This window comes from Enterococcus sp. DIV0175, from assembly GCF_050529075.1.
GTDB classification, from domain to species: domain Bacteria; phylum Bacillota; class Bacilli; order Lactobacillales; family Enterococcaceae; genus Enterococcus_B; species Enterococcus_B thailandicus.
The window spans coordinates 281,292-299,194 of record NZ_CP172880.1 but is presented as its reverse complement, the minus strand read 5'-3'; the positions used below and the strand labels follow the sequence as shown (position 1 = coordinate 299,194).

16 protein-coding genes are annotated in these 17,903 nt (G+C 37.8%); 1 reads left to right on the top strand and 15 read right to left on the bottom strand.

The window, feature by feature from the left end:
- Nucleotides 1-6 precede the first annotated feature (6 nt).
- The 9 genes from IGJ76_RS01505 to IGJ76_RS01465 all read right to left on the bottom strand — a co-directional run bounded on the left by IGJ76_RS01505 (nt 7) and on the right by IGJ76_RS01465 (nt 11,863).
- A complete protein-coding gene (locus IGJ76_RS01505; RefSeq protein ID WP_071868590.1) occupies nt 7-1,302 on the bottom strand; it encodes a pilin N-terminal domain-containing protein in 1,296 nt (431 codons plus the stop codon).
- Nucleotides 1,299-5,846 (bottom strand): SpaA isopeptide-forming pilin-related protein, encoded by a 4,548-nt coding sequence (locus IGJ76_RS01500; protein ID WP_430596841.1) that lies wholly within the window; start codon nt 5,844-5,846, stop codon nt 1,299-1,301. The genes IGJ76_RS01505 and IGJ76_RS01500 overlap by 4 nt, the downstream gene beginning before the upstream one ends.
- Before the next feature lie 393 nt (nt 5,847-6,239).
- Nucleotides 6,240-7,487, bottom strand: a complete 1,248-nt coding sequence (locus tag IGJ76_RS01495; protein ID WP_067483167.1) for a PTS sugar transporter subunit IIC — start codon at nt 7,485-7,487, stop codon at nt 6,240-6,242.
- A 26-nt stretch (nt 7,488-7,513) separates the two neighbouring features.
- The gene (locus IGJ76_RS01490; RefSeq protein WP_067483169.1) at nt 7,514-7,831 is read right to left on the bottom strand and encodes a PTS lactose/cellobiose transporter subunit IIA; all 318 of its coding nucleotides are present in this window, start codon (nt 7,829-7,831) and stop codon (nt 7,514-7,516) included.
- Nucleotides 7,832-7,865: 34 nt separating this feature from the next.
- A complete protein-coding gene (locus IGJ76_RS01485) occupies nt 7,866-8,186 on the bottom strand; it encodes a PTS sugar transporter subunit IIB (RefSeq protein WP_067483171.1) in 321 nt (106 codons plus the stop codon).
- Between the two features lie 274 nt (nt 8,187-8,460).
- A complete protein-coding gene (locus IGJ76_RS01480) occupies nt 8,461-9,096 on the bottom strand; it encodes a DUF421 domain-containing protein (RefSeq protein ID WP_071868588.1) in 636 nt (211 codons plus the stop codon).
- A gap of 11 nt (nt 9,097-9,107) precedes the next feature.
- Nucleotides 9,108-9,554, bottom strand: a complete 447-nt coding sequence (locus tag IGJ76_RS01475) for a DUF3290 domain-containing protein (RefSeq protein WP_075491863.1) — start codon at nt 9,552-9,554, stop codon at nt 9,108-9,110.
- A gap of 173 nt (nt 9,555-9,727) precedes the next feature.
- On the bottom strand, nt 9,728-11,113 hold the full coding sequence (locus IGJ76_RS01470; RefSeq protein WP_176694894.1) for a gluconokinase: 1,386 nt from the start codon (nt 11,111-11,113) through the stop codon (nt 9,728-9,730).
- Between the two features lie 3 nt (nt 11,114-11,116).
- Entirely contained in the window at nt 11,117-11,863 is a 747-nt protein-coding gene (locus IGJ76_RS01465; RefSeq protein WP_086270559.1) for a hypothetical protein, read from the bottom strand.
- Nucleotides 11,864-11,966: 103 nt separating this feature from the next.
- Here IGJ76_RS01465 and IGJ76_RS01460 point away from each other — a divergent pair, with 103 nt between their 5' ends.
- Nucleotides 11,967-12,323 carry a hypothetical protein gene (locus IGJ76_RS01460; RefSeq protein WP_067483179.1) on the top strand — a complete coding sequence of 119 codons (357 nt, stop codon included), beginning with the start codon at nt 11,967-11,969 and terminating at the stop codon, nt 12,321-12,323.
- Between the two features lie 26 nt (nt 12,324-12,349).
- On the opposite strand, the gene IGJ76_RS01455 is transcribed toward IGJ76_RS01460, so the two are convergent.
- The 6 genes from IGJ76_RS01455 to ribA form a co-directional block, all read right to left on the bottom strand.
- Entirely contained in the window at nt 12,350-13,129 is a 780-nt protein-coding gene (locus IGJ76_RS01455) for a ChbG/HpnK family deacetylase (RefSeq protein ID WP_067483181.1), read from the bottom strand.
- A gap of 20 nt (nt 13,130-13,149) precedes the next feature.
- Nucleotides 13,150-13,872, bottom strand: coding sequence for a glucose PTS transporter subunit IIA (locus IGJ76_RS01450; RefSeq protein ID WP_430596687.1), 723 nt, complete (start codon nt 13,870-13,872; stop codon nt 13,150-13,152).
- On the bottom strand, nt 13,796-14,947 hold the full coding sequence (locus tag IGJ76_RS01445; RefSeq protein WP_430596686.1) for a PTS transporter subunit EIIC: 1,152 nt from the start codon (nt 14,945-14,947) through the stop codon (nt 13,796-13,798). The genes IGJ76_RS01450 and IGJ76_RS01445 overlap by 77 nt, the downstream gene beginning before the upstream one ends.
- A gap of 112 nt (nt 14,948-15,059) precedes the next feature.
- Nucleotides 15,060-15,878 (bottom strand): PRD domain-containing protein, encoded by an 819-nt coding sequence (locus IGJ76_RS01440; RefSeq protein WP_071868582.1) that lies wholly within the window; start codon nt 15,876-15,878, stop codon nt 15,060-15,062.
- Between the two features lie 356 nt (nt 15,879-16,234).
- Nucleotides 16,235-16,705 (bottom strand): 6,7-dimethyl-8-ribityllumazine synthase, encoded by a 471-nt coding sequence (ribH, locus tag IGJ76_RS01435; protein WP_067483187.1) that lies wholly within the window; start codon nt 16,703-16,705, stop codon nt 16,235-16,237.
- A 14-nt stretch (nt 16,706-16,719) separates the two neighbouring features.
- A complete protein-coding gene (gene ribA / locus IGJ76_RS01430) occupies nt 16,720-17,898 on the bottom strand; it encodes a GTP cyclohydrolase II (protein ID WP_095803379.1) in 1,179 nt (392 codons plus the stop codon).
- Nucleotides 17,899-17,903: the final 5 nt, after the last annotated feature.

Here is a 17,903-nt window from a genome sequence, read left to right as displayed (position 1 = left end):
TTCCTCCTATGAACCTTTTTTAGTTGTTTTTTGTCTTCGCAAGTAATACCCAACGCCTACCAGAATCATGACGCCAAGCAAAAACGTCCCTGTCTTAACTGCACCTGTTTGTGGAAACTTACTGAATGGCGGTTTATTCCCAATATTCGTCGGTTCTTCTGAATCTTTTGTAGGTGTTTTTTGTCGTTCATTATAAACGCGCGGTGTTGCACTTTCTTTTGCCTCCTCAGGTACTTTTCCTGAATGCAGTTCCAACATTTTTTGTCCAGCAACAGTTACAAAGGTTTCGTTTCCTTCATCATCAACCCATGAAGCAGGAATTTTCACCTCGATTTTTTTACTCTCTTCGTTAATCTCATACCCTTCAACACTCTGAACTTCTTCAAAATAATAAGTATTCGGTGCTAGAAGCAAACCATCTGTGTCGACTAACCCATTGTCTTTTGACTGATATTTACGAATATTTTCGTCTGTTAATGGCTCATTATTCTTTGCTTTCTCCCACTTGCTGTTAAAGCTTTTAGTAGAATCAGCTGTCAGATAAAGTTTTTCCCCTTCTTCGAGTTTATATAGGACAAATTTTGCTCCTGCTAATGGCGTACCTTCTTCATTTGTTCCCTTCGTTCGGCCATATTTAAAGAAATAAGGGTCTCGTAAATAGCCAATGTTTTTGGGATATAAATGAATTTCTTGTAGTTCCTTCGCTGTGTCCATTGGATCCATAATTGGTAAAACAACGGCTAGAGGAGTAGTCAATGTATCTTTAGCCAGATTCGTTCCACTCCCCGTATCTGTCTCTTGTTCAACAAACAAATACACCGCATCTTGGGCGTTACTCTTTCGCGGAAGACGAATTCTGCCGATTCCTCCGCCATACTTTCCATTTGTTTCACCTTCATCTTGTGTTTGAATGGTGCCAACCAATGGAATTGCTTCTTTTTCAATCAATGTATCAATCTGTTGGAAACTGTAGCCCGCCATGGTTTGCACAAATTGTTTTGCTGTCCCATTATTTGCTTTACCATAGTATTCGGTCAGATCATACACCTGAAATTTTGCTCCATTCAATGGCGTTGTTTGTGTGATGACATCTACATCCGTCGTCTTCTTATCAATTTCTTTGCCATCATTTTCATACATCTCAAAATTTTCCTGACTGTAATCCACATCACGAATGATGCGCTTATGCAAAATAATCTCAACTTCATCATTAGTTTGTGCCTGAACGATTGTCATCGGAATGAAAAGAAAAGAAAGAGTCGTTAGTATCACACCAGCTAGATTTAACAGTTTGCGACTCATTTTAATCCCTTCTTTCTTTTGTTTTGATAATAGAAGTAACTTCCACCAACTATTCCAGCCAAGCCAACTAAAATTGCTGAGATCAGCATAAAGATTTGCCTACCTTGACCGCCTGTAGCTGGAAGTGGATTTTCCGTATCATTACCTACCTCAACTGACAACGCAATTCTCTCGTTATCAATCAATTCATAAGTAAGTTCCTTTGTTTCAGCAGGAGAGCTTGCATCCATTGTCGGATAATAAGCTATTTCTGCTTTCAAACTTCCCTTTTCCTTTCCAGGAATGACTTTTGAATCCCCATCTAGCGCTGCTTGTTCTCGGTAACTAATGGTTAACAAGAAATAGCCCGGCAATTTTCGATAACCTTCTGGTGCCTTTGTTTCAATAATTCGATAATTACCAGCTGCTAAATCTTTGGAGATAAAACTTGCTGAATCATTTTCATCCACAGCCAATCCATTTTCGATCAACTCGAAGCCATCATCTAGTTGTTTCTCAATACTAAAACTTGCACCTTCCAATTTCCGCTTGGTTACACTGTCTAATTTTTCCAGTGTCAAATATATTGGAGCTAAGTCATTCGTTAAAGTTAATTCTAAAATATCGTCAATCATTTGGTAGCCAGTTGGGGATTGAGCTGACTCTTCATCAAGATTTATTCCATCAACAATAAAATTACCTTCTTCATTAACTTCAAATTGAAAGACTTTATTGGATAATTGATAGCCACTTGGTGCAACGCTTTCTGTAACTGTGTATTCACCTGGCATCAATCTCAGCGGTATGTCATAGTCTAAATCAGCATATTTTTCAGTATGGTAACGATAGGCGTAGAAATAACCGATACCATCCGCTTGTCGTTCCGTGTTTGGCTCTAACGGATTCCCTGTATAGGCACGGTAAGCAGGGAAAGATGCATCATTTTCTTTTGTAATCGTAAATCCTGCACCATTTAACAGCTGATCATTCGCATCTAATTTTTTCACGCGGACTTCTCGATATAAGAAGGTATTTTCAACCTCAAATTCGATCCACAACGTATTATCAGTTTCATCAACGGTATAAGACAAGAATGTCCAATCTGCTGCATTTATTTGTTTTAGTCGGATCCGATCATTATTTTGGATCTGTAATAACCAATCCTCTTCTTCCACCGGGTCTTGATACCCCGCGGGATTTTTTGTTTCAACAACTCGATATTCTACATACTGATAACCATCGCCAGAATGAACAAAGCTGCCTGATTTGGCTAAAGAATAGACTTTTCTTTGTCCATTTCCGTCTAACACATACGTTCCGGTGTCATCAATCTCGTAAAAAGTCAGCGTTCCTTTAATAGCATCTTTACTTTCTCCAGAAACGCCTTTTGCCACAGGCTTCCCTTGAAGTTCCCCCGAACCATTCGTTTCATAAAGAGAAAATTCAGCACCATCGATTGCTAATCGACTTTCTTTGGCTACCTTTTTCAAGTTTAGTTGAACAGGTTTGTACTCATTTTTCATTTCTAACTGTACAAATAGTTCGTCAAAGTCCGTTTCTGATTCGTTTTTCTTCTGAACGACTGATAATTTATGATGACTTCCTTCAAAATAAGAATCAGGATCATCACCTTCGGTATCATTGATTTCGCTTACTCGGTTACCTGAAGTCCCTGCCACAGTTAATTCGTAATGACCTAATGATTCACCAGGTTTTGCGATATGTTTTTTGATTTGGAACTTCAAGGCGTCTTCTACTAGTTCATACCTTTCAGGTCCGTCAATTTCCTTCACCCAATAAACATCACTAGTAGCGTCTTCTCCATCACTTAGTACATCAATCTTCGTATTAAAGATAGCTTGTCCATTATCTGTCGTTCGACTTTGCTCAATTAAATTAGCTTCAGACAAGCTCGGATCTGCATCATATAAGCCAAACAACACACCTGCTAATGGCTGTCCATCTTCTCCAGTTTTCTTAATCTGTAGATTACGGTCAGGATGTTCAAAACGAATCGACGGTGCTGGGAAAAACATTTTCCCTGACTCAACATCATTCTCGTAATCCTCTTGGTTTTGGATATAAGCTAAGTTATTGACGGTGTAGAAATTCCCATCTTGGGCACCACCATCTAGTTTCACTTGATACTTGATTCGTACCATTTCGCCTTCACCCAACGAAATTGGTGAAAATTTATAGGCATGATTATCTCGTCCTTGATAACTAGTCGGCATTGCTACAACATCAGCTGGCCTTTGTCCATGCTTTTCCTCATCCCATAGTTCCGGTGCTTGATAGCGAACGCTACCTTCCGAGTTATTATCAAGATGATAATAGTTGATTTCAGCCGATGTTCCGCCATTAAATAAGGAAACATTAAAACCAGTTTCATCATACAAAGTTGCTTGACGAATTGTTTTTGTAAATGTTGAAGAAATCGATTCTAGCGCTGTAACAATATCTTGTTTATTGCTTGCATTGTAATAGTACGAGGTCCCGTCGTCTTTGGAATCAGCAATATTTTGTAACACATTCCGACCAATCGCATCTAATCGTTGACGGCCACTAACAGAACCATCAATTCCTAGACCAATCGTGAAAATATTCGGTGGATCAGCCATCTTATTTTTTAACCAGTGATGATAAGCAACTGTATTAATTGCTGCACTTTTTTCTTTTGTACTCGCAGCTCCAGTTGTCGAATTATTTGCTGAACCATCACCAACCCAAAGCGATGTACTTTCATTATCTTTAACCTCACCACCAGTGTATTGATCGCCAGACGGTCGATTAAAATCACTTGGATAAGTCAAAGGTCCAACAAAACCTGCACCTGATGTATTTCCAGAATAGGTTTCAAAATTTTTGAAAGGTTCAATATTATTCACTGTTGTCGTGACGACCTTACTTGACATAACATTACCATTACTTTTAACTGGTCCGTAACTATACGTTGGAATACCATCTCCAATAACGATTAAGATTTTTTCTGGATTTCTCTCGTTACCACCGTTATTTGCGTATAAAACTTCATAGCCTTTTCTTAGTCCCAATGAAAGAGGTGTTCCGCCACTGGGTAGTTTGTATAGCGCATTGTTACTCGCTTGGTTAGTTAGCCTACTAATATCATTTGTCATTGCTGTTACATTCGAATTGATTCCCGCTTTGCCATTGGAATAAAAATTGACCATTCCGATTCGTGCATCCATTGTTGGGTTGGACAGTAGATTCTGACTGAGTTCTTCAACGGCTTCTACTAAAGCATTATTTTTTGATTGGTTATTATTTGTACCCGTGGTTTCATTCATACTTGCTGATTTGTCTAATACGAAAACCACATCAACTGGGTGAACATCACGGTTTTCTCCACCAATCACATCAAGATAAACGTTGTATAATGTGGTATTGTCTTCTGGGTTTATCTCACTACTAGTGCTTTCTTGCAAAACAGGTTCTACCCATTTTTTAATATAAGCACCACTATAGTCTAAATAACTATTTGCAAATGTTCGATCATTTCCCCACAGTTGAACTGTCGGTGCGCGTGTATCTGTTTCGCCAGTTCCTGCTGTTGAACCATTGTCAGTTGCATAGTTATAATTACGCCAATTGGCTCCGCCACTTTGATATTCTTCATCTGAAATTGGTTCGTCATTGCCATCCTCATATAGTTCACCTTTATCACCAGTATATGTAGCAGATTCTTGTCCACCAGCTAATACTTTCGTATAATCATTTGTTGCAAAATATGGGTAACGGTGTTGTGTATTTCCGTTTGTTGGATAAATATATTTGTAAGGATCATTTGTTGCTGTGGGGCCAAGTCTTTCAAGGATACCCGCAAACAGCGGACTTTGATTTCTAACCAATGGTGTTCCTTGACTTTCTACTTCACTTGTTTCGTTGGGTTGTTCTGTGGTGTTTGTTTTTTCAGCATCTTCATTTTGGACGCTTTCATCTGTGGTGTTTTGTGTTGCGTTGTCTTCTGTTTTACTTGTTTCTATTTCTTTATCTGTTTCTTTTACTTCTTCATCGGCGCTTTCTTCTTGCACTTTTTCATCTACGACAACTTGCAAGGGAAGTTCTCCATCGGTGATTTCTGTCCCTTTTTCTGTCTCGAAAGTCAGCGTCCCGCTCTTTGCTTCTGTCGAATAAACCTTTCCAACATACCAAGTTTCACCTGAAATTTCTTCTGTCTTCAAATCTGTACCTTCTGAATCATAAGAAGAAAGTCCCTGTCCGCGAACATTTTTTACCGTGCCAATTCCAGCAGCTGCTGTATCAATTGCTAGTCGAATCCGTCCTTCATTCGTGCTGGCCTTTTTTTCAAATTGAATCGTCCATTCTAAGGCATTTTCTTTTTCAATATAACCTCCTTCCACCTTTGCGTAATCTTCATCTAATAACACTTCCAAGTCTATTTCTGCTTCTTCTTGCACGGTTTGTTTCTCTGCTGTCTGCGCTTCAGCAAATACCTGTTGTGCACTCACAGCTGTTTCGATATAAGGTGCAAGAATCATCCCAACTGCAATTAAAGGCATCATCCACTTAGAAACAACTTTCACTATCAATCACCCTTCCTTCCACTTATCAAAAGTTCATTATCTAACAATCAATCTAACCGCAATCTAATATTTACAATTAGATTATACTTTATTCTCTAATCTAAAACAAATGAAAATTCATTGTTTTTTAATTTTTTGTTTGTTAATAGCTATGTATCAAGGCTTTATACTAACGATAAATAATTATCCTTTTATGAAATTAAAATGATAGAAAATTTCGAAAACTTTTTTATAACACGTATTATTTTCACAATACGTGGCTAATTACACACTAATTTGTTTTTTATGAACTATTTCAAGCTATTAGCGGACACAAAAAAGAGGTTGCGACTAACGTCACAACCTCACTGCTTTCAAGCTTGTCCATTCTTAACCGAACAGCTAATTTTCTTTTTATTGCGCTACTTTACGTTGTTCTTGTACTGTTGCAACTTTTACGAATGGCAAGTAAATCAAGACTGAAAGAAGCAAGTTAACCGCAGCTAACACTCCGCCTGCCATACTCTTAGTTGCCAAAATCCCACCGATAACTGGTGGTGTTACCCATGGAGGCATAACTGTTGCTGCCGGAACGATTCCTGTTAGTGTGGCGAAGTAAGCAACACTAACTAAGATCATTGGAGTCAAGATAAACGGAATAAACATAATCGGGTTCAATACGATTGGTAAACCAAACATTGTTGGTTCATTGATATTAAAGATACCTGGTGCAATTGATAAGTTTGTTACGACCATATAAGGTTTGTTTTTACGACCAACCAAGTAAATAGCTAATAACAAACCTAATGTAGCACCTGTACCACCTAAGTTAACGAAACTATCAAAGAATGGTTTATTAACAATAAAAGGTGCATCATGTCCTGCAGCAATTGCTTTCACATTTGCTTCGATTGCAGGTGCATTGATTGTTTGCATCAATGGGTCAACCATGTTTGCCCCATGTAATCCGAAGAACCATAAGAATGGTGTAATGAATGCTAATAATAATGCTGATGGATATGAGTTTGCAAGTCCCATAAATGGTTCTTGAACTAATGTGTAAAATGCACCTACAATATCAGCTACGCCAAATGCAGCAAAGATTGCAGCAATTAGTGCAAAGAATGAAATAGTAATCATTGCAGGTAATAATGAAGCAAATGCTTTTGCAACTGCTGGCGGAACACCGTCAGGCATTTTAATAATTAATTTTTCATTTCCACTTAATCGAACAAAAATTTCTGTTGAGACGATCCCAACAATAATTGCAATAAATAAACCAGTTGAGCTCATGCCCAATGCTCCGCCTAAAGCGAAGAATGATCCTAATGAAATAACACCGGCAGACACACCGTCTTTTTTATAACCATTCGCTAAATGATAAGCTAACAAGAAAGCAATCAGTACTGAAAGGATTGCGAATGTTCCGTTCCAAGCTGCGCCACCGAAACCTTTCCATGCTTCGCCACCAAAAATTGAATTCATCAACTCTTGGAATCCAGGGATTGGCAAGTTATTGATCATAACTGCTAACGCTCCTAGAATCATTAACGGCATACTTACCATAAATGAATCACGAATGGCAACCAAATGTCGTTGAGCACCAATTTTTGATGCTACAGGTATAAAATGTTTCTCCATAAATGCAACAAATCTATCCATCTTTCCTACCTCTTTCTTTTACCCCTTTACGCGTCGATTCGACGGTATAAATCAATAATTTCTTTTGCTAAATCAGTAAATGCAATTGATGTCATCAAGTGATCTTGACTATGAACAGTCAATAATGTAACGTCCACATGATTGCCTTGTGCTTCTTGTGTAAGCATTTCTGTTTGTGAATGATGTGCTTGCACTAAAGATTCTTCTGCATCTTTGATTTTTGCATCTGCTAATTCAAAGTCGCCACTTTTTGCAGCAGCAATCGCTTCCATTGCATCGCTTTTTGCGTTTCCGCCAAACATGATCAAGCCCATGATTGCCTCAAGATTTTTTTGATCTTCCATTGTTCTTCATCCCCTCTATTTTCTATTCAAGTTTTTATTGGTTAATTAAGTTTTCCGCTTGTTCTAAAACTTTTGCACCGTTCATCATGCCGTAGTCTTGCATATTGATTACGTCTAAAGGAATTCCTTTTGGTGCAAGTTTTTCTTCAAATTGATTTTTCATAAAACGAACTTGTGGGCCTAAAAGTAAAACGTCTACATTTTTATCTTCTAGATGACGATCAGCATCAGATGCTGATACAGCAAAGATATCTGCTTCTACACCTTTTTCTTCAGCCACTTTTTGCATTTTCGTTACTAATAGACTAGTACTCATTCCTGCTGAGCAGACAAGCATAATTGTTTTCTTTTCCATTTAGAACACATCCTTTTCTCTTACTTACACTTTTATATAACGCAAGTACCGTGCCAAAAATAAAAGCGCTTTACAGCACTACTCTATCAAGGGTTACAGCCACAAACCGTTCGTGCGCACACTAATAAATAAAAATACACAAGTTATTATTAGTGTGCAGTGTTTTCGGTTTCATACGTGATTTCTGTGCAAAAAAAGAGCGTGAAACAGTTTTCTTTCGATCAACTGCTTCACACTTTAATTATTTTTGATTACTAAATTGATTGTACACTACTCATTTCTTATAGCCATAGAGATTTAATTTTCCAGACAAGTACTCTCCAAGATAGATTTCATTGATTTTCTGGTACCCATTTTGTTGAATTTGCTCTTCTAACCAAACCTCATCTTTTTTGATCAATTCCAACACATCTTCATTAGATTGACCATCAACGATAATTGGATAGCGGATGTTTTCATCCCCAAATTCAATCAGTGTCAATTGGCCGTTTTGTTCCAAGACAGCACGTTTTACATTTTCTACTTCGTAAATGCCATTTGCTCGAAGCTTAAACATCAATTCATTGGCTGAGATTCCATTTTTCAAACATTCATTCACATCAACGACACCATTTTGAATCAAGGTAATCGGTCGACCATCCACCACTCGTTTCACATAGCGGTTGTGTTCTTTAGCAAATTTGAGAACTAATACTAGTAACGTCCAGATAATCAGCACCAGTACAAATTGCAATACAGTAATTGAGTCATTATAGATAACACCGCCAATAATTCCACCCAATACATAATTTTGAACCTGATCCAATGCTGAAGAAGGAGCCAAGTTTCCTTTTCCCATCAAATTAATTTGAATAATCAAACAAATGATACCTAACGCAAATTTAATAATAATTGGTGTATAAAACTGCATATTTTTTCTCCTTACTCATTGATGATTTTAATCTCTGGATTAGTAACATATGCTCGTTCTAGCGTATAAGATGTCTGGTCACCGCTTAAGTTGACTTTATAAAAATCATCTGCGATTTTCACAATGATTCCGTCTGCCAATTGTGTGGAATTGACCAAGATCTCTTCTTTCGCTAAGTTTTTTTCTTTTGAAATTTGTTCCACTAGGTTAACCATTTGAGAAGATTGGGAGTGTCTACTTTGGTTCACTTGATAATCCGAATACTGAACGCCAGAAACAAACAATAAGAATAAGAAAAAGATAATGCTAAGATCTCGATACTTCGTTTGAATTCGATGTCGTAAATACAAACTAAAAACTACGACCAATAGAATCAATGAACCAAAAATAAAAAAATATTTTACATAATCATTTAAGTTCGTTTGTGCTTCCAAATAGGTGATGCTATAAAAAGTCATACAATTCCCCTCGCTCATATCTGTTCAAACTGAAAAAATTTCAGTTCTACTTTTCTCAAAAATGGCAGTCGTCATTCATAAAATAAGTCAATCCGACTGAAATAGACAATCAAAACACGACTCATCTTTGAAACAGCATATAGCTCACGCAATTTTCGTCGTTGAGCTACACGTTAGTCAAAGTAAGTCTGAAATACTGGTTGAAACTCCGCATGGCTTTCTTGATTAGCCGACCATTTCTGCAGACGAATTGGCGACTGTTTTGAAGCTACCTGAGTAATTAACCCATACAAACCATAAATCGGTTCATTTTCACCAGCCAACCAACAATCTGCTCCTAAGATATCTGCTGTTAATTGGCACAAAACAGCTGACTCAAAAAAACCACCACTGACTGCTAAGTTACTTGGTTCATTCACCATTTCATGGAGTCGCTTAACGTTGAACAGTACCCCTTCAATCACTGCTCGAACCATCTCAGCTCGGCGGTGATGAATCGTTAAACCTTTAAATTCCGCTGTTTGATTGGCTTTCCAAAGTGGAGCTCGCTCACCGTTGATATAGGGGAAGAAACGTAATCCCTTGGCACCGATTGGCGATTGTGCTAAATAGTCCGGAATCTTTTCATAGAATTGTACGGGGTCATCTGCAAAGACTTGGCTTGCCCACTCAAGTACTTTCCCACCGTTATTTGATGGCGCACCAATCACATAAATATTTTCAGTTAGATAGTAGCAAAAGTTTTGACGCTGCCAATCCAAAACTGGTGTACTAGTTATTTCTCGAACAGCAGCACTCGTACCAATGGTCAAACTTGCTGACAATCCGTTTGCCAGATAACCACCATAAGCCGCTAAACAACCATCACTTGCCCCTGCAAAAACTTGTACGCCAGGTAAAAAGTGTAGCTCGTCAGCCAGTTCTCTTTTGATTAAATATGAAGTAGTTGGTTCTACTAACTGGCCTAATTGATCCGTGCTGATACCAAGGTAACCTAAGATTTCTTTATCCCATTGACGTTTGGCTAAATTCAATAAACCTGTAGCAGACGCCGTAGACAAATCAATTGTTGAAACACCAGTGAAAAAGCCCATGAGCAATTCCTTCAGACCCAACCATTTCGTATTTTCAGGATACATTTTTCTTTTCTTAAAATAGAGAATTTTGGCAAAAGGTGTCATTTCATGAATCGGTGTACCTGTTTTTTGATAAAAACGTTCGGCTTCATTCGCCTGCTTGAAGACCGCTATCGCTTCTTTGCTTTGAGTGTCAGACCAAATAAAGACTTGTTCAAATTCACCAGCAACCACAGGCATACAACTGTGCATCGCCACGCTAAAACTGATTTTTGTGATTCTCTGTTTTAATGAGCGAGGTATTTCTCGCAATTCATTTTGGATAATCACTAAAATTTCAGAAGCTTTTTGATAACGGACACCCCCAGATTCGCTGTAAGTTTCCAATGGTACACGATGATAAAAAATGGTTTCTCCTTGAGCAATTGCACCAAATTTGATTGCAGTGGTTCCGATGTCAATACCTAAAAATATATCAGTCATTTTTTATTCTTCCTTCTTGTGTCTTTCTGAATTGTTTTCCTCAACTTTTTGATGTACTCGAGAAAGATTACTTAATCGCTTTTCTTGATGTTTTAAATGAATATATCCCCAGCTAACTATGACCAGAGCACCAAGCATATTTACGATGCAATCTTTCATCGTATCAATCAGTGCCTCATGCCCACTTAAAATCTCGCCTTCGCCTGTCATAAATTTTTGCATGTTAGTCCCTAATAAATGATCCGCTAAAAATTCGTAGACTTCCCAAAGCAACCCGACTGTTGTTGCAAAGCAAAAGGCAAACAAGCTAATAAAAAATGGACTTAATTGAAGCGCTACTCGTTTACTTCGATTTAAATAAGCGACAATAATAAATCCTAGCGAACCCAGCATTGCCGCGCTAAATCCATGTAAGATCATATCCCAAAATGGTATTTTATAGTAGAAATTGCGTACCTCACCCAAATAAATTGCACAAAACAAAAAAAGAAAGAAAAGAATTTCCATCGTATCAGGAATCTCAATATCAAATTTCTGTTCTACTTGCCTTGGTAAAAAAATAATAATCATTCCTGCCACACATTGCAAAATCATCAACACATAATCACTTTTGACATGTTCGTACTCAGTTGTCGATGTTCCAGATGGCGTTTGAATCATCATGACAATGGCATATACGGTAGAAATTGCTAGTAAAATAAAGACTAAATAAAAAATAATCTTTTTCTTGTCCAACCAGTTTTTTTTCATAACAAGCTCCTTTGCTCATCTGGTTCTTCCGATGAGTCTTTTCCCTTATAAACATGATACAATAAGTGGATAGAAAATAGGAAATAACTAAGAGGTGAATCTAGTGAATAGTGAAAAATCATATACTCAGATCAAACAACTCATTGAACAAGAAACCAATCAAGCAGGCAAAAGCTTCACTGTTGGAAAGTTCACAGGCATTGGCTGGCTATTTATCCAACATTCGCCAGAAGAACCCGCTTCACCACTAATTGCAGTCAAGCAATACGCAAAAACAGTGAATATTTATGTACCCATTGATGAAAATGAACCGCCATTGGTTGAACAATATGCTCAGATCTTTGGCAAAAGCAATTTGGGTAAGACATGTATTCGGATCTCTTCTTTAACACCAACTCGTTTAGATGCTCTAAAAGCATTAGTCCAAAAGATCAAAAGAGAAGCTGAACAAAGCGCGTAACTACGCTTTGTCCAGCTTCTCTTTTTCTATTTTAAACTGGCAAAATCAACAACTTGATACTCTGTTGTTTCAAACCATTTTTTTAACTCAGAGGAAGTCAATGTTTCTAAATCTTGACAACGTGGCAAGGTTAATGTGCTGTGGTCTAAAACGTATTGATCTAAGAAACCAGGGTGAAGATGTAATTCAATCACTGTTTCTTCTGGTAATGCTTGGTAACCAAACGCATCGTCTGCAAAGTCACTAAGCTTCGTTCCACGATTGAGGACCGTCATCAATTTATCAAAATCAGGAATTTCTGCCAGTTGATAGGGCAATTTTTTTGGTGGTTGGTATCCATAAAATAAATTGGCATGGATGCCATATTTTTCAGCCAATTCAAATAAAGCTTGTCCAACTGCTTGATCGCCAACAGAATGTGTTTCCATGTGCACTGGGAATTCACCAAGTAATTCCTTAAAATGTAAGATTTGTGCTTCCATTTCTTGTTTGATTTCATGATAGTTAAACGTCAATGTTCCACCATTTTTGTAATGACTTGAAGAGAGGAATAGCCCCTTTTCATCCACTAAACTAGGAATTTTTTTCGCATCTGTCACTGGTTTTCCTAAAGTAAAGTTGATATGCAGATTGATTTCAACCGTTGGATCAATTGCTTGGATCAACGTAACTCCAGCTTTAGCTTCAGGCATATTCACCATTAACGAAGTACTCCTAACGATTCCTTCTTCCACACTTTTGGCAATTCCTAAATTAATAGCCTCTGACATTCCTAAGTCATCTGCATTTAAAATAAATTTTCTCATCATTCAGCCTTCCTTTTCACTTACTTCGTTTGAATCAGATGATTTTTATCTGTTAATGAAATCTTGACTTCTGGATAATCAAGTGTGTTTGTTAAAACGACTGCTGTTGTCGTATCGTAATCAGCTAATTGACTGAAATCCACTTGTCCAATGACTTGTCCTGCAGTTACTCGATCACCTTGTTTAACCTGCCAAGAAAAACCTTTTCCATTTAATTCTACTGTATTGAGACCAATATGGATTAATAATTGCTTACCATCATCAGCAGTGAACCCAATCGCATGTTTTGTTTGAGCCACTAGCTCTACAACACCGCTAACAGGTGCATATACCGTACCCTCACTTGGTTTGATTGCAAAACCTTCGCCCATGCTTTTTGAAGAAAATACTGGATCATTGATTTCTGAAATCGGCAAGTACTCTCCATTTAAAGGTGCTACTACTAAGTTAGTAGATGCAACTGGTTCTGCAGAAATTATTTTCTGTTCTTCTTCACTAATTGAGACTGTTTTCATTTGCTTACGCATCCACAAAGCAGTAGCTACTAGCGCCACGAAGAATGACACACCATTCGCTAATAATTGTGCACTAAAATTATTTCCAGGTCCTACAAACATTGAGAATGTAAAAATATTGGCTACTGGGGTAAAAGAATAAGCTTTGGTTTCAAAAAAGCCACTGATTGCGCCGCCAAGTGCTGCAGAAATCGAACCAATAATAAATGGCAGGCTCTGTGATCCCAAAAAAGCCTGATAATGAAGCAGAGGCAGCAATTTCTTTATCTTTTCCTTTTCTTAAAAATAGCCACGCGCCAACTACAGCACCAAATTGACCAAATACACCGTTAGAACCAATTGGTAAAATCGTATCTGCACCAGTGTTTTGAATATTGATTAACGCAATTGGTAAAATTCCCCAATGTAAACCAACCATCACTAATAATTGGAACAAGCCACCTAATAATGCACCCGCTAAAATCGGACTAAACGCATACACGCTAAAGTATGCTGTACCAATCAAATTGGCGATTCCATTTCCTAAAGGACCGATCAAAGCAAAGACTGCAATTCCGGTAATGATGATTGTAAAGAAAGGAACAAATACTGTGTGAGTGACTTTAGGCAAAACTTTTTTGACACCACGTTCGATATAGCTTTGTGCCCAAATTGCTAAAATCGTTGGAACAACAGCACCACCATAAGTTTTGAAACTAATCGTTAATCCCAGCAATGACGCACTATCTAAAATACTAGCATCTGTTAATGGATAGATCATTGCCGCTGCGATTGCCAACGCTATAAATTGATTTGTCTTAAATCGATTGGCTGCTGTTACTGCGATAAACAAGGGTAATAATGTGAAGACACCAGATGCTAAGATACTTAACAATTGATATAGTCCGCTATCTGCCGGCAAAATATTGTACATGGAAAGTGGAATCAAAAATCCTTTTAAAATCCCCGCTGCTGCCAACACACCAATATATGGGGTGAAGATAGCTGAAATTGTCGCAAATAATTCATCGTACCATGTTTGTTTCTCTTTTGGCTCATTTACTTGTTTCTCCGCATCTTCTGGTAATAGTTTCACTAATTCATCAAAGACATCCACCACGTCACTTCCAATTACTACTTGATGTTGTCCACCAGACTCGACATATTGAATCACACCAGGTACTTCTTTGATTTCTTCTTTTTCAACTTTTTGTCCATTGTTTAAATAAAAACGTAGGCGCGTCGCGCAGTGTGTTAGTGATGAAACATTTTCTTTTCCTCCCACTGCTTCTAAAATTGCTTGTGCTCTTTGTCGATCGTCCATTTCTTTTTCCTCCTTAAAAATTGTTCGTAAAAAACAAAAAACCAAAAAAACTAGCCCTCTTCAATCAAAAGAGAGTCGTTTTTTTGGTTATGCCTGGTCGAACCAGTTACACTCAAATTTCACTTATTTTTTTGATGTGGATTAGCAGATAAAGCAAATCTTCTTCGTCCAACGTCCAACCGTAAGACTCCTGCAAATAATGCTCGATTTTCTTTACGCACTGCGCTTCTTGCACATATTGTGCACGCAGTGTTTGATATAATTCATTTTTTCGATACTCAGTTGTCTCATGGTTAAGTTTCCTAGCAATAAAATATTTAAGATGCGTCACAAAACGTAAGTAGTAGAATGAATCTTCTGGGAACTCTTTATGAAAATGATACGTAATAATATTGTTCACATCACTGATAATTTTAATGTAAGGATCTACTTTTTCACGCTCACCAAGACTTGCTTGACTATTGATAAAATGTAAGGCGTAGGCGTGTGCTTCTTGTCTAGGAATTTGTTTACCTGTCTCTTCCGCCAAATAATTCACCGCCCAATTTCCCAGCTCAAATTCTTTCGGGAAAAACTTTTCGATTTCAATTCGAAACGGTGCACTTAAAGAAATTCCTTGGTCCAAACGTTGCAACATGTAGTTCGTGTGATCCGCAACATTTAAAAACAAAAGATCTGTCGTTGGTAACTGGAGTTCTTGCTCAGCTTTTTTGACAATTTGATGAGAGTAGTTCATGACTTCTAGCGGAAACTGAGCCAAGTTAATCCCATTTAAATTGGAATCATTTAATTGATATACTTTTTCGACTTCATCTTCTGCAATCGTTTTAGGAAATTTTCCAAAGCCAATTCCCACTTCTGCAACAATAACTTCTTTGCCATCTTTCATCGCTAATGCAAAATTGTTGTTGATACTCTTGATGATCTCCAACTCGCCACCTCCAATCTAAGACAATAAAAAAGCCAACATTAATACACTGCTCCCACAGTCTATTACATGCTGGTTGATGCCTGGTCGGACCAGTAACACGCCTTTTATGTGAACATCATAACGGTAACTTCTTCAAAAGTCAATGATAAATGTAACCGTTTTTCGTTTTTATTACAAACGTTATACAATTTTCCTTATTTTTCTATCGAAAACAAGAAAAATTCTGTTATTACAAATACGCATCACTTATACAAGAGCAAGGGTTGAACCTCCTACTGTTTCTAGTCAGTAAAAAGTTCAACCCTTGCTCTTTTTATTCTTTACTGAAGTAAACGAACAAATTAAGGCAGCCGCAATCAGTTGTTCCTAATTTGTTGCGTTAAGGAAATCATCTCGAGTAATCCTTGTGCCACGTTTGCCCCATTATTTCCAGCTTTTGTGCCTGAACGTTCAATTGCTTGTTCAATTGTTTCTGTCGTCAGAACACCAAACATAACTGGAATTTCTGATGCTAAACCAACTTGTGCCACACCTTTTGCTACTTCATTACTAACCAATTCGTAATGAGTCGTTGCTCCACGAATCACCGCCCCAAGAGTCAACACACCATCATATTGATTCGTTGCAACGATTTTTTTGGTCATAAAGGGAATTTCAAAGGCTCCTGGAACCCAATAAACATCAATATTTTCTTCTTCTACGCCGTGACGAACCAAGCTGTCAATTGCCCCGCTTAGTAGTTTTGATGTAATAAATTCGTTAAATCGTCCAATAACAATCCCAATTTTTTTCGTTTGTCCATGAAAGTTTCCTTCAAAAGTATGCATTGTTTTCTCCATTCTCAAATTGATAGTAAGTGATGAAATCTTGTTTTTTTCGTTTGTAGATACGTATAGTTTTCTTTTTCTGGCGGGATCTCAAGCGGCACGCGTTTAACGACCTCAATTCCTTGTTCCATCAACTGTGTCACTTTTTCTGGATTATTCGTCAATAATTCGATTCTCTGAATACCCGTTTTCTTTAACATTTCTACCGCAAATTGGTACGTTCGCTCATCTGGCTCAAATCCTAAAGCAAGATTCGCATCATAAGTATCAATACCTGTTTCTTGTAGTTGATAAGCCAATAATTTATTTTTTAAACCAATGCCTCTGCCTTCTTGACGTAAATAAAGAATAGCGCCTGTTCCTCTTTCCGAAATCATCCTCATAGCTTCATGAAGCTGGTCGCCACAGTCACAACGGTGGGAACCAAATACATCGCCAGTCAAACATTCAGAATGAATACGCACGAGTAAAGGTTCTTCACTCTTTCGCAAGTCACCTTTTGTTAGCAATAAATGTTCTTCACCAGCGCTGTCCTCAAACAAAGTTAATTCAAAGTCACCGTATGCTGTAGGTAGTTGAACAGTTGGTCGTTGCTCTTCCAAATATTGTTTCAACTCTTCGACAGTAATAAGTGGCATCTGCCAGCTATGCGCCAAAACTTTTAGTTGCTCCAAACGTGCCATAGTTCCATCTTCATTTAAAATCTCACATATATAGGCAGCTTCTGATTGATTGGTTAATTTTGCTAAATCAAGTGCAGCTTCCGTGTGTCCTCTTCGCTTCAAGACGCCGCCTTCCTTGCCTATCAACGGAAAAATGTGGCCCGGTTGATGGAACATCGTAGCTTTCGTTGTTGTTTGCCCTAAAGCTTTGATCGTCTTTGCTCGATCGTAAGCAGAAATACCAGTTACCGTTGTTTCATAATCAACACTGATCGTAAATGCCGTACCAAATGGATCGGTATTTTTTTGGACCATCTCCGTTAACTGTAGCTGCTTGGCACGTTGAAGAGAGATTGGCGCACAAATGAGTCCTCGAGCAAATTTAGTCATAAAATTAATTGTTTCTGGTGATACTAAGTTTGCAATCCCAACTAAATCTCCTTCTGCCTCCCGACTTTCATCATCTGCTACGATAATTAAGTTTCCTTTTCGTAATTCTAGTAAAGCTTCTTCAATTTTTTTATGGTTCATCTCTC